The sequence below is a fragment of the Exiguobacterium sp. SH3S3 genome, from assembly GCF_004337115.1.
GTDB lineage: Bacteria > Bacillota > Bacilli > Exiguobacteriales > Exiguobacteriaceae > Exiguobacterium > Exiguobacterium aurantiacum_A.
Map to the genome: position 1 here is coordinate 1 of NZ_SJUU01000004.1, position 17104 is coordinate 17104.

The 17104-nt window shown below is 52.5% G+C and carries 16 protein-coding genes; 11 read left to right on the forward strand and 5 right to left on the reverse strand.

From position 1 onward, the window contains the following. The first annotated feature begins 215 nt into the window (after positions 1-215). Positions 216-932 (forward strand): tRNA (adenine(22)-N(1))-methyltransferase, encoded by a 717-nt coding sequence (locus tag EVJ28_RS04830; RefSeq protein WP_131488157.1) that lies wholly within the window; start codon positions 216-218, stop codon positions 930-932. Then, positions 932-2044 (forward strand): Nif3-like dinuclear metal center hexameric protein, encoded by a 1113-nt coding sequence (locus EVJ28_RS04835; protein ID WP_131467827.1) that lies wholly within the window; start codon positions 932-934, stop codon positions 2042-2044. Before EVJ28_RS04830 ends, EVJ28_RS04835 begins: the two co-directional genes overlap by 1 nt. Before the next feature lie 47 nt (positions 2045-2091). On the opposite strand, the gene EVJ28_RS04840 is transcribed toward EVJ28_RS04835, so the two are convergent. Then, positions 2092-3045: a 4-hydroxy-3-methylbut-2-enyl diphosphate reductase gene (locus EVJ28_RS04840; protein ID WP_131488159.1), complete on the reverse strand. Its 954-nt coding sequence runs from the start codon at positions 3043-3045 to the stop codon at positions 2092-2094. Between the two features lie 120 nt (positions 3046-3165). Here EVJ28_RS04840 and EVJ28_RS04845 point away from each other — a divergent pair, with 120 nt between their 5' ends. The 5 genes from EVJ28_RS04845 to EVJ28_RS04865 all read left to right on the forward strand — a co-directional run bounded on the left by EVJ28_RS04845 (position 3166) and on the right by EVJ28_RS04865 (position 8827). Beyond that, complete coding sequence (locus tag EVJ28_RS04845) at positions 3166-4929, forward strand: sensor histidine kinase (RefSeq protein WP_131488161.1); 1764 nt, start codon at positions 3166-3168, stop codon at positions 4927-4929. Then, positions 4926-5861: a sugar ABC transporter substrate-binding protein gene (locus tag EVJ28_RS04850; protein WP_131488163.1), complete on the forward strand. Its 936-nt coding sequence runs from the start codon at positions 4926-4928 to the stop codon at positions 5859-5861. The genes EVJ28_RS04845 and EVJ28_RS04850 overlap by 4 nt, the downstream gene beginning before the upstream one ends. 61 nt (positions 5862-5922) lie before the next feature. Continuing rightward, the gene (locus tag EVJ28_RS04855; protein WP_071397764.1) at positions 5923-7266 is read left to right on the forward strand and encodes a DEAD/DEAH box helicase; all 1344 of its coding nucleotides are present in this window, start codon (positions 5923-5925) and stop codon (positions 7264-7266) included. A gap of 85 nt (positions 7267-7351) precedes the next feature. Continuing rightward, on the forward strand, positions 7352-8254 hold the full coding sequence (locus tag EVJ28_RS04860; RefSeq protein ID WP_131442975.1) for a deoxyribonuclease IV: 903 nt from the start codon (positions 7352-7354) through the stop codon (positions 8252-8254). Between the two features lie 3 nt (positions 8255-8257). Then, entirely contained in the window at positions 8258-8827 is a 570-nt protein-coding gene (locus tag EVJ28_RS04865) for a hypothetical protein (RefSeq protein ID WP_131488165.1), read from the forward strand. Between the two features lie 37 nt (positions 8828-8864). On the opposite strand, the gene EVJ28_RS04870 is transcribed toward EVJ28_RS04865, so the two are convergent. The 3 genes from EVJ28_RS04870 to EVJ28_RS04880 form a co-directional block, all read right to left on the reverse strand. Continuing rightward, on the reverse strand, positions 8865-9035 hold the full coding sequence (locus EVJ28_RS04870; protein WP_021065708.1) for a DUF1427 family protein: 171 nt from the start codon (positions 9033-9035) through the stop codon (positions 8865-8867). Between the two features lie 91 nt (positions 9036-9126). Continuing rightward, positions 9127-11292 (reverse strand): RNA degradosome polyphosphate kinase, encoded by a 2166-nt coding sequence (locus EVJ28_RS04875; RefSeq protein WP_131488167.1) that lies wholly within the window; start codon positions 11290-11292, stop codon positions 9127-9129. Then, positions 11289-12824, reverse strand: coding sequence for a Ppx/GppA family phosphatase (locus EVJ28_RS04880; RefSeq protein ID WP_131488170.1), 1536 nt, complete (start codon positions 12822-12824; stop codon positions 11289-11291). The genes EVJ28_RS04875 and EVJ28_RS04880 overlap by 4 nt, the downstream gene beginning before the upstream one ends. Before the next feature lie 190 nt (positions 12825-13014). Here EVJ28_RS04880 and EVJ28_RS04885 point away from each other — a divergent pair, with 190 nt between their 5' ends. The 4 genes from EVJ28_RS04885 to EVJ28_RS04900 are packed head-to-tail and all read left to right on the forward strand — an operon-like array spanning position 13015 to position 16484. Next, positions 13015-13773 (forward strand): metal ABC transporter ATP-binding protein, encoded by a 759-nt coding sequence (locus EVJ28_RS04885; protein WP_070327013.1) that lies wholly within the window; start codon positions 13015-13017, stop codon positions 13771-13773. Then, positions 13770-14633, forward strand: a complete 864-nt coding sequence (locus EVJ28_RS04890) for a metal ABC transporter permease (protein ID WP_131488172.1) — start codon at positions 13770-13772, stop codon at positions 14631-14633. Before EVJ28_RS04885 ends, EVJ28_RS04890 begins: the two co-directional genes overlap by 4 nt. Then, on the forward strand, positions 14620-15030 hold the full coding sequence (locus tag EVJ28_RS04895) for a Fur family transcriptional regulator (protein ID WP_131488174.1): 411 nt from the start codon (positions 14620-14622) through the stop codon (positions 15028-15030). The genes EVJ28_RS04890 and EVJ28_RS04895 overlap by 14 nt, the downstream gene beginning before the upstream one ends. 56 nt (positions 15031-15086) lie before the next feature. Next, positions 15087-16484 (forward strand): NAD(P)H-hydrate dehydratase, encoded by a 1398-nt coding sequence (locus tag EVJ28_RS04900; RefSeq protein WP_131488176.1) that lies wholly within the window; start codon positions 15087-15089, stop codon positions 16482-16484. Positions 16485-16516: 32 nt separating this feature from the next. Here the strand turns inward: EVJ28_RS04900 and EVJ28_RS04905 are convergent, their stop codons facing one another. Beyond that, positions 16517-17101 carry a hypothetical protein gene (locus EVJ28_RS04905; RefSeq protein ID WP_236634044.1) on the reverse strand — a complete coding sequence of 195 codons (585 nt, stop codon included), beginning with the start codon at positions 17099-17101 and terminating at the stop codon, positions 16517-16519. Between the last annotated feature and the right edge of the window lie 3 nt (positions 17102-17104).

Consider the following 17104-nt stretch of genomic DNA (forward strand, 5'->3'; position numbering starts at 1 on the left):
TACAATAGTGAACGCAAGCAATGGAACCTAAAAAAAATGACTCCGGAGCAATACCGGAGCCATCTGATCGCCGCATAAAAGACGACGCACTTTTTATTAAACTGTCCGAAAAACAGGGCTCAGTTCATACTCCTTCTGGGGTACGTTTTTTGTTGTCCGGACAAGAATATTTCGTTACCCTAAAGAAGAAGTAGTAGACAAAAGGAGTTGTCCCCATGCAAGAACAAGTCACGTTAGACCGGCGACTGAAACGAGTCGTCGATTTTATACCAGCTGGAAGCATTTTAGCCGATATCGGTTCCGACCACGCTTACGTCCCGTGTTATCTCGTACAGCAAGGAATCATCGACCGGGCCATCGCCGGAGAAGTGAATCAAGGACCGATGGAAGCGGCCAAAGCCCAAGTCGATTTGATCGGCGCATCGGACAAGATTGACGTCCGGCTCGGTGACGGATTGGCGGTCCTGAAGGAAGACGAGGCAACATGTATCTCGATCTGTGGGATGGGCGGAAGCTTGATCCGCTCGATCTTAGAGAACGGACGGGATAAGTTAGGCGCGGTCAAACGACTCGTGTTGCAACCGAACGTCGATGGACAGCAAGTTCGGGAATGGTTGCTTGTATCAGGTTTTACGCTCGTCACGGAAACGATCGTCGAGGAGAACGATAAAATATATGAGATTCTTGTCGGAGAGCGGGGCACAGAAACGCGTTACAGTGCGGACGAGGCGGAGCGGACGTGGCAGCTTATGTTCGGGCCGGAGTTGCTGAAGACTCGTCCTGAACCGTTCAAGTTGAAGTGGGGCCGGGAAGCGGACAAATTGGATTACGTGCTCGGTCAAATGGCCGCAGGCGCCCAGACCGAGGCGCTCGTCCGGAAGCAGGAGGAGTTCAAAACGTTACGCGACAAAATGAGAGAGGTGAGTCAGTGATGGCAAACGGAAATCATATCATCCAACTGTTTGAAGAGTTCGCGCCGAAACACCTCGCGGTCGAAGGCGACAAGATCGGCCTGCAGATCGGTACGCTGAATAAACAAGTGAATCGGGTCATGGTCACGCTCGACGTGCTCGAGTCGGTCGTCGACGAAGCCATCGAACAAGAGGTGGACTTGATTATCGCGCATCATCCGCCGATCTTTAGTGCGCTCACCCAAGTGACCGATCGCAACGCCGCCGGTCGAATCGTCATGAAATGTCTTCAAAACGACATCGCCGTCTACGTCGCCCATACGAATTTAGACGTCTGTGAGGGTGGGGTCAACGACTGGATGAGCGAGGCACTCGGATTACATGAGACCGAAGTGCTCGTCCCGACGTATGAAGAGCCGGTGTATAAATTGTCGGTCTTCGTCCCGGAGACACATCAGTCCGCCGTGTCTAAAGCGTTAGGCAAGGCCGGAGCCGGTCGGATCGGGAATTACGGCGATTGCCAATTCACGGTCACAGGGAAAGGGCAGTTCACCCCTCTCGACTTGGCCGACCCGTACCTCGGGCAAATCGGGAAAACGGAGCAAGTCGATGAAGTGAAGATCGAGACAATCGTTACCGAAAGTAAGAAGAAGCGGGTGTTAAAAGCGATGTTTGACGCCCACCCTTACGAAGAGGTCGCTCATGACTTGATTCGGGATGAGATTGCAGGGCCTGTCCTAGGTCTCGGCCGCATCGGTCGACTCGACAAGCCGCTGACGCTCGCTGAATTTTCGGAACATGTCAAAGCAAGCTTTGGTGTCGAAGCGGTGCGGGTCGTCGGCGACTTGGACCGAACGATCAAAAAAGTGGCCGTGCTCGGTGGTGACGGCAACAAGTACGTCTCGGCCGCGCACTTCAAGGGAGCCGACGCCTACGTGACCGGTGACTTATATTTCCATGTCGCCCACGACGCGATGGCGCTCGGGCTCGCCGTGGTCGACCCGGGTCATCACGTCGAGAGCGTGATGAAACAAGGCGTCGTCGACGTCTTGCAACAGAAGTTCACGGCAGCAAAACTCGAGGTCGAGCTCCTCGTTTCCGCTACGAACACGAACCCTTTTAAGTTCCGCTGAAACCGAACACAACCCCCGCCCTCATGCATGAGGACGGGGGTTGCTTGTCATTTGCGAAGCGCCTTCACTCTAGGCAAAATGTTTCGCAGTTCGAGATAAGGTGTCTTGTCGTGTGTGCTCAAGTCATCACGGTCGTACTGCGTCAAAAAGTCGATGACTTTTTTCGTGATCGGCGTCGGTGTCGACGCGCCCGATGTGACCGCGACCGTTTCGACGTCTTGAAGCCAATTGAGATCGAGCTCACTCAAATCACCGATGCGATAGGCATTCGTCCCGGCAATCTCTTTAGAGACTTGGGCGAGGCGGTTCGAGTTGTTCGATTTCGGATCACCGACGACGATGAGCAAGTCGCAGTCGCCGGCCTGTTCGGCGACTGCTTCCTGACGAACTTGTGTCGCGTTACAAATCTCGTTATGCACCTCGACGTGAGGATAGCGTTCTTGAATGAGGTCGATCAATGCCGAAACGTCCCATTGGCTCATTGTCGTCTGGTTCGTGACGAGAATGTTTGCGTCTAACAAACGATCTGGCAACGCCTCAAAATCGCTCTCGTACTGGACGAGATGGACTTTTCCAGGGGCGACACCCATCGCGCCTTCAGGTTCGGGGTGACCGTGCTTGCCGATATAGATGACTTCGTAGTCGGCCGCTGTCTTCTCACGAATTAAATCGTGCGTGACGAGAACGTCAGGACAAGACGCATCGACAATCGTCAGTCCTTTTTCGATGGCACGCTTCCGAACGAGCGGGGAGATACCGTGGGCCGTAAACACGACGGTCCCTTTGTCGATTGTTTCAACTGCTTGCATCCGATCCTCACCGTCTACGGTCTTGACGCCTAAGTCTTCAAACGCTTGGGTGACGTGACGGTTATGGACGATCATACCGAGTATATGGATAGGCCGTGGTAAATCTGGGTTGGCCACGGCTTCATTCGCTAATTTCATGGCATCGACGACGCCATAGCAGTATCCGCGTGGGCTAATTTTTTTAACTTTCATTTCGTGATGAACGCTCCTTTCGCGATGCTTTCCTACGTATTAGTCTAACATTGTTTCGAAAATACGAAAAGAATTGCGTGTATTCATGCTATAATCTTAAGGTTAGAAAGGAGGGACACCGTGGAACGCTTGAGAACATTGCTTGAAGTTCGAAAATCGTACTTCTTTCAAATCACATTTATTATCTTTATCATTCTTGGACTCGTCATCTCATCACTAGCTTTCTCTGCCGATCGCGTGACGGTGTCCCGCGCGGAAGAATTGGCGAAAGAACAATTTGACTATGCGATTGATGGGAGTATCGAGAACCTCGAGACAAGGCTTGGGAAATTGTATGAAGACCTCGTCTACCTTGGTGCTTATGTTGGAAACGAACCTTTGATTGAAGAGCGGATTCGGACGGGTTACTTGAACCAACGAACGAGTTTCACTTCGATCTTTTACTATGATTTACGAGAAGATGAATTCACTTGGTATTCGCAACGGCAAGTCCCCGCGATGACGTTAAAGGCTGATCCGAAATTTAAAGAAGTCATCACTTCGAACGGCGACGATTTATTCATGAGTGACCCGGTATCGATTTCTGGTGATGCCGGCACGTATCTTTACGTACCCGTCATCGAGGACAACCGACCGATTGGCATGTTTGGTGGAAGCATCAGTGTGCTTAACTCGGACCTCTATCGGCGCATGCTCGAATCCACGAACGATGATATGATTCTCTACCTCTTAAATGAGCGGGGAGAAGTGTTATCGACATCGTTTAACCTCGTCACGGATGCGGAGCGAAGGTTGTCACGCTCAATCGTCGAAACGACGGATGAGTATGACGTTCGGACGATTTTAAGTACCGAAGACGACGTCATCATGTTCGAACCGGACGCTCGAGTGAACGGATGGAGCGTATTGGCCAAGCATAGCACGGATTCGGTTTATGAGGCGGTCTATGATACACGTTGGCAATATTTGATGATTACGCTCGTCACTTTCTTCTTAAGTATTTTAGTCGGTCTCCTTCTCTCGAAGACATTGACGAGCCCGCTGCTCGAACTCGTTCAAAACATCAAGAAACAACAGTCACTCGAACCGATTTTACTCGAACGGACCGGTTCAAAAGAAGTCCAGACGCTCCTCGATACGTATAACGACTACTCGAACCGGATGGAGACGGCTCGACGTGAGCAGTTGAGCCAACAACAGCTCTTGCTCCAACAAGAGAAGCTCGCCTCGCTCGGTCAACTCGCGGCCGGGATCGCTCACGAGATCCGTAACCCGCTCACACCTGTCCAAATCACCTTGCAGATGGCGAAAGAAGGTCATGGTAGTGAAGAAATGCTCGACCTTGCACTGTCCGAGCTCAATCGGGCTAACCATTTGATTACGACGATGCTCACGCTCGCCAAACCAGATCAATCCAAGCTTCAAGAAGAGTGGCTCGACATGACCGAATTTGCGAGTCGGCTCGAGTTCTTACTCGACGCCGAATGTTATAAACGGGCGACGAAGTGGGAACTGATTGTTCCGAACGAGATGCCGCCGTTCTACTGTTCGAGCGACATGCTCATCCAAACCATCTACAACTTGTTTAAAAACGCCGTCGAAGCCGTCGATTCAAAAGGGGCGGACGGTAGCGTCACGGTCACGGTCCTCTTCACGGAGCAGGATTATCGGTTCTTGATTGAGGATAACGGAATCGGGATGACGAAAGATCAAGTGAACACGGTCGGGTCGGCGTTCTATACGACGAAAGAGAACGGCAACGGGCTAGGGCTGTACATGATTCGAGAATCATTAAAAGCCGTAAACGGTCAAATGGAAATCGAGAGCGTTGAAGGAGAAGGTACGGCGATGATGATTAAAATCCCAAGGCGGACAAACGTATGAAAGGCTTCCACTATTACTGGCTTTGGATTCCCGTCGTCTGGGCCATGACGATTTTATTGATCACGTCGATCCAGTTGCCGGAACGCGTGACGACGAACAATGAGGTCGGCTTCGTGTTCGTCAGTGAAAAACACGAACACGCCAATAAGTTGTTAGCCGCCTTTGTACGAACGGCCAATCAAAAAGGGTTCATTCCGATTCCGACGACAAGTGAAGATTCACGTGTCTTAGAAAAAGAGAAATTGGATTCTTTGATCGAGCGCGGTGTCAAAGCCATCTTCGTGACGACGCTTGACGAGACATTCATTCAATCATCGCTCGAAAAGGCGAGAGACAAAGGGATCCCGATTATCGCGATCGACCGGATGATCGACCACGATAGCGTGCTCACGTCCGTCGTGTCCGATAACGTTGAAATCGGGCGGATGGCCGCCAACCATATTGCCGCCCAACATACCGCACTCGATCGGCCGATCCGTGTCGTCGAAGTGAGGGGAACGGCAAAAGTCCGCTCGACCATCGACCGTAGCCTCGGGTTGACCGAGTACGATAAAGCCCATGACGACCTCGAGGTCGTGGCCTCGCTCACGGGTAACTACGATACGTTCCAAGCCGAGATCGAGATGTCGCGCTGGCTCGAGGAAGACATCCCGTTCGACGCCGTGTTTTCCCATAACGACGACAACACGTTCGGGGTCGTGAGGGCGCTCGAGAGCAAGAGACTAAATGACAAGACAATCGTGTCGGTAGACGGTGTGACAGAGATTTACCCGTTGATTCATAGCGGGAAAGTCGATGCGACGGTCGTGCAATCCCCGAACGAAATGATTGAAGTCGGGTTCAAAGCGCTCGAACAGCATTTGAGCGGTAAAAAAATCTCGGCACACTACTATTCATCGAGTTACTTGTATGAAGGACTCGGTAAAGATTAATTGACAAATAACTAGATTCCGCTATGCTAGGAAAAGTGGAAAGAAACAGGAGGTGTATCGATTGAACAGCTTCCAACAGTTCAAATTGTTACCGTTTATCGTCGATGCCTTGACAGAAAAGCGCATCACTAACCCAACGGACATTCAGGCACGGATTATTCCAGCCGCGATGAATGGCCGTGACATTATTGGAAAATCACAAACCGGGACCGGGAAGACACTCGCGTTCCTCTTACCTATTTTAGAATCGATCGACCCGAGCGAACACGAAGTCCAGGCGATCGTTGTCGCACCGACACGCGAACTCGCCTGGCAGATCCACGAAGAGTTGAAAACACTCCTCGTGAAGCAGCCTGACTATATTAAGACGAGTTTGATCGTCGGTGGAACTGACCGCGAACGTCAAATCGACAAGATGAAAAACCCACCACAGTTGATCATCGGGACGCCAGGCCGTCTACTCGACTTGATGAAAGTTCAGGCGTTGTTCCCGCATAAAGTCAAACATTTCGTCGTCGATGAAGCCGATCAAATGCTTGATATGGGCTTCTTGCCAGAAGTGGACCGCATCGCGCAGTCGCTTCCGGAAAGACTGCAAACGATGGTCTTCTCAGCGACAATCCCAGAGAAGCTCGAGCCGTTCTTGAAGAAATATCTTCACGACCCGCGCTACGCGGAAGCGAGTGCCGAGCACCGCGTCGCACCGAAGATCAAGCACCACGTCATCCCGGTCCGTCACCGCGACCGCAAAGAATTGACTGTCGAAGTGGCCAAAGCGATCAATCCGTTCGTCTGCCTCGTGTTCACGAACACGAAACAAGACGCGGACGAGCTCGAGAAGTCGTTCCGTGAGGCAGGCCTCAACGTCGGGACGCTTCATGGCGACATGCAAGCCCGTCGTCGTAAGCAAGCGATCAAAGACATCAACGATGCAAAATATCAATACGTGATCGCAACCGACTTGGCTGCCCGCGGGATTGATATTAAAGGTGTGTCGCACATCATCAACTTCGGTATCCCGAAAGATCTCGACTTCTACACACACCGTGTCGGCCGGACCGGTCGTGCCGGTGCTACCGGAGAAGCGTATACGCTGTATGAAGATCACGAGAACGGCCCGATCAATCGACTTGAAGAGCGTGGTTTCGCGTTCACACATGTCGATGTCAAAGGCGGGACGCTCCAAGAGATCAAGACTCGTAAACGCCGCGTGACCGACCGTAAGATGAAAGTATCGCACACGGCGCACAGCCGTATGGCCGGTGAGATCAAGAAGGCGAAGAAGAAAGTCAAACCAGGCTACAAGAAGAAGTTCAAGTATAAATTGAAAGAGACGGCTTCGCGTGAGCATATGCAACAACAGCGCACGGAACGTCGTGAGACCCGTAAGAAGAACAGACGGTAATCACTAAACAGAAGAATCGACTTCATGGAGTCGGTTCTTCTTTTTGTGTACACTAAAGGCAGACGATTGCGAAGGAGAGTTGACTATGTTAAAAATTGGTTCACACGTTTCGGTTTCAGGTAAGAAGATGCTGCTCGCTGGCAGTGAGGAAGCCGTCTCGTACGGTGCGACGACGATGATGGTCTATACGGGCGCGCCTCAAAACACGCGCCGTAAACCGATCGAGGAGTTAAATATCGAAGCGGCGCTCGTCCACATGGCGGCGCATGACATCGAGGAGATCGTCGTCCACGCCCCATACATCATCAACCTGGGCAATACGACGAAACCCGAGACGTTCGAACTCGCGGTCTCGTTTTTGGCGGCTGAAATCAAGCGGGCCGAGGCGCTACAAGTCGCCCGTCACGTCGTCCTTCACCCAGGTGCCCATGTCGGTGCCGGCGAAGACGTCGGTCTCGCTCGCATCATCGAAGGCTTGAATGAAGTGCTGACCGGAGACGAGACGGTGAAGATCGCCCTCGAGACGATGGCAGGAAAAGGAAGCGAACTCGGGAAGACGTTCGAAGAACTCGCGACGATCATCGACGGAGTGACGCATAACGACCGGCTGTCGGTCTGTTTCGACACGTGCCACGTCCATGACGCCGGGTATGATCTCGTGGGGGATTTAGACGGCGTGATTGCCGAGTTTGACCGCATCGTCGGAATCGACCGACTCGGCGTCATCCACGTCAACGATTCGAAAAACGTGCGCGGGGCGAGAAAAGACCGCCACGAAAACATCGGCTACGGGGAGATCGGTTTTGACGCGTTGAACCGAATCATCCATCATGAGGCGTTCGCGCATTTGCCAAAAATTCTTGAAACACCTTACATTCCAATCAGCGAGAAGACGAAAGTCGCGCCGTATAAGCAAGAGATCGACATGTTCCGGTTAGGCGCGTTCGACGCCGAATGGCGCGAACGATTCGCGCTCGCGCATCAATAAGCGATGAGCGTGCTAAAGATCGATCCAGAGACGTATGACGTATGGGCGGCGCTCCCGACATACTTTCGCGAGCAGAGCCCGTTTTACATTGAAGGAAGCGTTGAGGGACCAGCCTTGATCGAAGTCGTTGGATATGGGATCGTCGCGGAAGTCGAGATCATGCTCGTCGAGACGACGACGCGCCCCGACGACCGGTATTGGCGAACGCGTCCCGACGATGAAGTTCGAGACTATTGTCTCGTCGATTTAGTCGGCCTTGATTTTCATCATCCGCTGCTCAAGAGTGGTATGTACGACGTGTCGACGTCATATGCGACGTTAAAAGATATGTGGGACCGCGGTTATCAAGTCCCATCCAAACGCTGGACACGGCAAACGTACGAGACGCATCTAGCCCGGGAACGAATGATGATGCACCGTATCGCTTCCGTCACGGCTTGTACGAGCTGTGGAGTCGACTTGACAGACAGGTATGGGGCGATGGCCCATCGTCTGCTAGAGTACCATCTTGAAGGAGACAGCGGGATGTGGGTCTGTCCGACTTGTCATAAGGCGATCCATCATGCAGAGTAACAAAAAGAACGATGCCCACGGGCATCGTTCTTTTTGTTTAAAATGGCCAGTTCGCGAGTGCGAATTGGTAAACTTTCATCCCGAGAAAGACGCCAAAGATTCCGATGACGCCAGGCAAGACCGGGGGGGCAGGCAACGGCAACTTCAAGGCAGTGAAAATCATGCCACAGATGAGGCCAGCGAGCAACGAGAGTAAGATTTCTTGCATGAATGATTCCTCCATATTCGAAAATGAAAGCGTTTCAACTGACTAATCGAACTAATTATACAATGTTCTTTCTCGTTTGAGAAGTCTAACATCAGTCATCAGTCATTTTCTCGTTTTCGGCCCGGAGGCGAAGCACTTCACGCTCGGCCCAGTTCGACGGCTCCCGTTCGAAGACGCTCGGGATGTTGTTCCAACGGCCGCCTGTATATTGATGGATAATGATCTGCGATTGAATTTTCTCTTGGCCGGGCTCTTGTTTGATGTAGACGTAACTGCCATCGGCGCGTTGGATCCGCGCTTTGACGTTATCGACGAGCTGTAGCGCGAGCATGTCTTTAATGTATGACTTATGACCCGCATCTAGGATTGGGAACAAGATCTCGATGCGCTTTTTCATGTTTCGGGTCATCCAGTCCGCGGACGAGCAATACAAGTCTTCTTTCCCGTTTTGATAGAAATAGAAGATGCGAGAATGTTCTAGATAGCGGTCGATGATCGAGACGACACGAATATTTTCCGAGACGCCTTTAATGCCCGGCCGCAGGCAGCAGATGCCGCGAATGATCAAATCGATCTTGACCCCGGCTTGAGACGCGTCATACAGCTTCGTGATGATCGACTTGTCGGTGAGCGAGTTCATCTTGGCGACGATGCGACCATTCCCATACTTCTCATGCAGTTTGATTTCGTCTTCAATCTTATGAAGGAAGAAGTCGAGCATGTCGTCAGGCGACGTCTCGAACTCGTGCCAAGACGGTCGTTCACCGTAACCGGAGAGCCAGTTGAAGAAGTTGGTCGCATCTTCGGCCAAGTCCTCATTTGTTGTCAACAAGCCGATGTCCGTATAAAGCTTCGCCGTCGAGTCGTTGTAGTTACCGGTACCGAGGTGGACGAAGCGTTGGAGGACACCTCCTTCTAAAATCCGCACGACAAGCGTGATCTTCGAGTGCGTTTTTAACTCTTTATAGCCGTAGATGACGTGGGCCCCGGCTTTCTCGAGCTGTTTCGCCCATTGAATGTTCTTCTCTTCATCGAACCGGGCCTTCAGTTCGACGAGGACGGTGACTTGTTTGCCACTCTCGGCAGCGTCAGTGAGCGCTTTAATGATCGGTGAATCGCCAGACACACGGTAAAGCGTCTGCTTGATGGCCAAGACGTTCGGGTCTTTCGCGGCCTGGGCGATAAAGCGGACGACCGGGTCGAACGAATGGTATGGGTGATGGAGCAAGTAATCCTTTTTCAAGACGGCCTTGAACAAGTCCTTGCCGGGCTCGAGTCCTTCCGGGACGAACGGGATGAGCGTCTCATTGATCATCTCGTCATATTCGATCCCGATCTTGTTGTAGATGCCAAACAAGAACGTCAAATCGATTGGTCCGTCGACGACGAAAATATCGCGCTCGTGCAGATCGAGGACGTCTTGTAGCATAAACAACAGTTCTTTACTGAGTGAACGCTGTTGGACCTCGAGGCGGATACCGACGCCGTAACGGCGTTTCTTCAGTTCTTTCTCGATTTGTTTCAACACATCGTGACTGCCTTCTTCATGGAACGGCATATCAGCGTTGCGGGTGATCCGGAACGGCATCGTCGACTCGACTTCAAAGCCTTTGAAGAGCGAATCGATGAATTGGATGATGACGTCTTCGAGCAACATCAAGTCGGCATGTTCTTCGTCTTCTGTCGGCAGTTCGAGAAAACGTGGTAGGACGGCCGGTACTTGAACGAGGGCGAGTCGCTTTTTGCCTTCGGCGGTCGACGAGATTTCGACGGCGATATTGAGCGATTTTGACAACAGCATCGGGAATGGACGATACGCATCGACCGCAATCGGTGTCAAGACCGGGAAGACGTGGGTCCGGAAATACAGTTTGACGAAATTAAGCTGCTCTTTGTTCAAGTGCTTCGGACGTAAAAAGCGGACGTTTTCGTTTCCGAGCTGTTTGACGATTTTTTTATACGTCGCATATTGGACTTCGACGAGTTCTTGAGCCTTGATCGAGATCGCTTTAATTTGCTGCTTCGGTGTCAGCCCGGCCTTGTCCTCCGGTTGGTTGAATCCGGCGAGCACCTCGTCTTTCAGTCCTCCGAAACGGACCATGTAGAACTCATCGAGGTTTGCACTGAAGATGCCGAGGAATTTGAGGCGTTCCATGAGCGGATTGCGGTCATCGATCGCTTCTTGGAGCACGCGCTCGTTAAAGCTGAGCCAGCTCAATTCGCGGTTGTTAAAATGTTCGGGTAAGTAAGTTGTCATAAAGTAATCCTCTCCTCTACGCGTAGCTCGATCGTCGTTTCGATCGCGCGTTCTAAATGCTTTTTGTGACGGATGCCGCGCTGCAGTTCAAAGCGCGGGGACGTCGTTGTTTGAAGGGTGAAGGCAAGCCCGTCGTCTGTTGTCTCGACGTCGATGTCCTCGACGACTTGACGCTCGGTCAAATCGAGCGCGTCGACAAGTTTGACGATTGACCCGATCAGCTCTAGACTTTTTAACATTTTCGAGTCGAACCATTCAGGAAAGCCCTCGATATGCTGTTCGAGCAGGCGCCGGGACTTGTAAGACGTGACGAGTGCCAGGGCGAGCCGGTCTTCGTTGTTCATGCCTTTAAAGTCATTGGTCGTGATCAAATGGAACGTATGGTCGCTCTTGTTGTTATGGTCGATGTATTCACCGACGTAAGCGAGACGGCAAGCTGCTTCTAACAGTCCCGGTTCGAACGGTTTTGGTTTGATCGTCTTCGCCTCGATCAAGCCCATATAAATTTGACGGGCCAGATGGACGAGATGACGATGCCGGACCGGGTCGACGTCGTATTGTTTCTCGAAGTGGCGGAAACTTTCTTCTTTGACATCAGCGAAACGGATCTCGTTGTTCTCTTTTAAATAGTACTCATAAAATAGCCCTTCCCGCAGACCGTTATTGCTCATCGTAAACTCAGGCACTTTTAAATAGCGGGCCAGTTCATCGATTGCGGTCACTGCCGGAGCGATGATGTCCATCCGGTCTTTTGACAGGCCATCGAGTCGTCCGAGTTGTTTCGTCGACATGTCGATCAGTTCATCGACGACTTCGTGAAGCCGGTCGGCACCGAGCGTATATTGATGGATGCCTTCAAGCGGGAAGTGGGACAACGACTGTTCGACGCGGACGAGGTTACGGGCGGTCCCGCCGACGCCGACAAGCGGAACACCGTGAGGGACGAGCCAATCGATGTCTTTGAACGCCTTCTTCAAGAAAGAAGTCAGTTGTTTCCGCTCATCTTTCGAGAGCGTGTCGCCTGACATAAAATCGTTCGTCAACGTGACGGCACCGAACGGGAAACTATGATAAAAGACGAGCTCGCGGTCTTTGAAGTAAGTCACTTCCATTGAGCCGCCGCCGATGTCGACCGAATAGCCGTCTTCGATATAAGTCGAGTTGACGATGGCCGAGTATCCGTAATACGCCTCTTCATAGTCACTCAACAAGCGGATCTCCATCCCGGTCGCGTCAAGGACCTCGTTTAAAATCGCTTCAGAATTGCTGGCGTTGCGGATGGCTGCGGTCGCGACCGGCAACATCTCTTTGACGCCATGATGCTTGTTCAGGCTGATGAAATGGTCGAGTGTCTCGATTAACGATTGGATGCCCAGTTCGGACAGTTCGTTCGCATCGGTGATGTGACTCGAGAGCCGAGCGACTTCTTTCACGTTCAACCGTTCGAAATATTGGCCGTGTCGATTCACTTCAAAAATGACGTTGCGAATCGAGTTTGACCCGATATCAATGACTGCTAATTTTTTTTCCACGGTAAATCCCCCTCTGCGATACCTCTAGTGTACAACGAACACTAGACAAACTCATCTTGATTTTGTGTGAAGGCGTGACGACGAGCGCCGCGATCTTCTCAAACTTGAAGCATTTAATAATATTCTGTATAATACAGACGCCAAGCAAGTAGAAATGATTACGATTTATCAAACGAGAGAAGGGTAGCTCATGACGACATCTGTCGTAAAATTAGATCATGTTTCGTATTATTACGATGGCACGGCCGCACTTCGGGACGTGTCCATCGACATCAAGCAAGGTGATTTCGTCGCCATCGTCGGCGAGAACGGGTCAGGCAAGTCGACGTTGATTCGGACGATCCTTGGTCTATTGAGTCCGCAGGCGGGAACGGTCGAACTGTTCGGTCGCCCGCAAGGCCAATTCAAGGACAAGTCCCGTATCAGTTACGTTTCCCAAAAAGCGGCGTCATTTAACTCTGGGTTTCCGGTGACGGTCGAAGAAGTCGTCGCCATGGGCCGGTACGGACGGCTAGGTCTGTTCAAGCGATTGAACATGGAAGATAAGGCCGCGATTCAAAATGCGCTCGAGACGGTCAACATGTGGCAGTATCGGAACCGCAAAATCGGAAGCCTGTCCGGTGGGCAACAGCAGCGTGTGTTCATCGCCCGGGCCATCGTCAACCAACCCGATTTGCTCATCTTGGATGAGCCGACGGTCGGGGTCGACCAAAAGCATCTGCGGGACTTTTATGAAGTGCTCCACTTGTTGCGCGAGCAGACGTCGTGCACGTTCATCCTCGTCACGCACGATTTAAACGTCGTCACCGACCTCGTCACGAAAGTCGTCCATCTTGACCGGGGACGTATGGCCTGTAACTGTGGGTTGAAAGAGTATAGCGAACTAGGAGAACTTGCCGCCATCAAGCCGTATCCCGTCAAAGTCCTCGTTCATGAAGGTATGTCATGATTGCCGACTTGTTAACCTATAGTTTTTTACGTTATGCGTTCATAGCGGCCGTCGTCATCGGGTTTACGGCCCCGTTGATCGGTTCCTTCGTCGTCGTCAGACGGATGAGTCTGATTGCCGACGCTTTGTCACACGTGACGCTCGCCGGTATCTCCTTCAGTTTGTTTCTCGGACAGTATGTCTTGTTCTTCTCTGACTTGAATCCGCTCTACCTCGGGACGCTCGTCTCGGTGCTCGCGGCGCTCGGTCTCGATTGGCTCCGCAATAAGTACGTCCATTTCCAAGAGCTGTCGATCCCGATCATGATGTCGGCGGGGATGGGTCTGAGCGCGATCTTCATTTCGTTGTCGCGCGGCTTCTCGGTCGATTTGTCGACGCTGTTGTTCGGTTCGATTTCAGCGGTCAGTCCGTCTGATATCGGTTTGATTCTAGCTGTCGCGCTCATCACGGTCATCGTCATCGTCGTGTTTTATAAACAGCTCTTGTTCTTGTCGTTCGATGAAGAACAAGCGAAAGTGTCCGGATTGCCGAGCACGTTGTTACACATGTTGTTCATGTTCGTCGTCGCGCTCGTCATCGCCGTCAGTATGCGGATCGTCGGCACGTTGCTCGTCTCAAGCTTGATCACGTTACCGGTCGCGGCCGCACTCCGGTTCACGAACAGTTTCAAACAGACGATTGTTTGGGCAATCGTGTTCGGTGAGCTTGCGACGATTGGGGGACTTGTACTCGCCTACGAACTAGACGTCGCCCCGGGCGGTGTCATCGTCTTGCTCGCCGTCTTGATTTTGGCTGCCGTCATGTTGTTTGAGAAGATCGGCTCGTTACGGAAGAAGGGAGTACTCCATGAAACAGACTGAACAAATCGAACGGTTGCAGTCGTCGTCATTGAAAGTGACGCCGAAACGGATTGAGATGTACGCTTATTTGGCGGCCGAAGAGCGCTATATCAGTGCGAAAGACGTCCTCGACTATATGCGTTCGAAACATCCGACGATGAGCTTTGATACGGTCTACCGGAACTTGAAGTCGTTTGCGGAGGAAGGGTTGCTCGAAGCGACCGAGTTGAACGGTGAGAAAGCGTTCCGGGTCACGTGTGGCTCATCGCACCACCACCATCATTTGATCTGCCGCGGGTGCGGCAAGACGAAACTGCTCGAACTTTGCCCGATGCGTTATATAGAGACGCTTGACCCCGATTTTGAGGTCATCGATCATAAATTTGAGATTTACGGGTATTGTAAACAATGTAAGTAAGGAGGTTGATTACTGCAACTTCCTTTTTTGTGTACATATAAGGAAGGAGTGAGTCGATGATTTATACGGCAAGTGATATCAAGCGAGCGGATGAACAGGCTTTTGCGCACGGGACGACGCCTGAAGTTTTGATGGAGCGAGCGGCGCTGGCCTTGACGAATCGTTTGGCGATTCGAGCAGAGGCGTCCGTCCTCGTCGTCTGTGGACGAGGGAATAACGGGGGCGACGGTTGGGTCATCGCCCGTGAACTGCACCGGCGTGGGTATGACGTCAGCGTCTGGGCACCACTCGGCGAGCCGAAATCGCCAGAAGCCTTGACGCACGCAGCGTTAGCGAAGCAAGTGGTCCCGGTCGTAGATAATCCGAGACAGGCGGACTATATCATCGATGCCTTGTTCGGAGTCGGCCTTGACGGACCGGTCACCGGGAAAGCGAGAGACGTGATCACCTGGATGTGCGACCAAGCGGCGACGGTGATCGCGGTCGATGTCCCGTCCGGTGTGCCGAGCGACGAGACGAGCCGGTTCGACGGTCACGCGATCAAAGCCGATCAGACGTTGACGTTACATGGTTATAAGCGTAGTGCGTTCTTGAATCAAACCGCACCGTTTTACGGGAAAGTCGAACGAATCGACATCGGATTGCCTGAGACGTCGAACTGGCGCGTATTGACGGAGGCCGATTTTGACCGCGGTCTGCTATCCCGTGATCCATATGGCCATAAATCGACTTACGGTCACGGCCAGCTCGTCGGCGGGAGCCGCCACTTGATCGGGGCACCGTTTTTAGCGGCTCAGGCTGCCCTTCGGAGCGGACTCGGGCTGCTCGACTTGGCGGTGCCGGCTGAGGCGATGGCACTGGCTGCAACGTTACCGGAGGCGATGTTTTACGAGATTGACGCCATACCGGACGCGCGGTATGCGGCGACGGCGATCGGTCCGGGCATGGTCGAGGATGAACGGTTGACGAACGCTTGGCAAGCGGTCAAGAAACGGACGACGCCGATCATCGTCGATGCCGGTGCGCTGACGAAGGAACACTTACAGGCGTCGGGCCCATTGACGCTCACCCCGCATCCCGGTGAACTTGCCCGGTTGACGGGACAGACGGTCGAGATGATCGAGGCAGACCGGTTCAAGGCCGCATCAGACTTTGCGAGGCAACATGGGGTTCATCTCATTCTAAAAGGGACGTACACGTTGATCGTTTCGCCAGACGGGACTGGTGCCGTCAACACGGTCGCAGCACCGGCACTCTCGAAAGGCGGGAGTGGTGACGTCCTGACCGGCATGCTGCTCGCGCTCTGGGCCCGGAGTGCGCGGATCGAGCCGGAGCAGCCCCCGAACGAACAAGCCGTCCTATGGCACGCGTTAGCCGCTAGGTCGGCGAGTGAACGGATTCATCCGGCAAGCGTTCTCGCGAGCGATGTCATCGAGGCGATCGGACGGGTATAGAAAAGAGGAATCCAGCGGCGGATTCCTCTTTTTTATAGGGTAATGATGGATTTTGTAGTCTCGAAGCGGTCGACGAGATGGAGTGCCTCGTTCCAAGACGTGATGCGTTTCACCCCGTCCGGTAACGGTCGACGATTATACGGGGCATCGAACAAGAGCACTGGAATCAATGTCTGTTCATGGATCGAGATGGCATTCTCATAGCGGTCCTCCATGAACAAGTCGAGCGCGAGATCTTTGACGACGCCGACTTTGTCGTGACTGCCTGTCATAATCAATGAGTCGAGCGGCAGTTCGTACTGTTTGATCCAGTCCTCGGTGACAGAGCGAACGGCCTCGCTGCGCGCCGTCACGTAGTGAAGTTGGTGCGTTTTCCGAATGTGCCAGAGCACTTCGTTCACTTCAGAGTGCGGGAGTGAACGCCGATAGATGGCTTCTTCATGACCGTGTTCGATCATGAACGTCCAAAAATCATGTTGCGTCATATTCGTGTACGTATGGAGCTCGTATTCGGTCGCCTGATGATAATCGATGGCGTAACCGAGCATGTCGTTCATATAGTGAAAGCAACTTTGCGGATCCGTGACGGTTCCGTCTAAATCTATCCCAATGTGCATCTT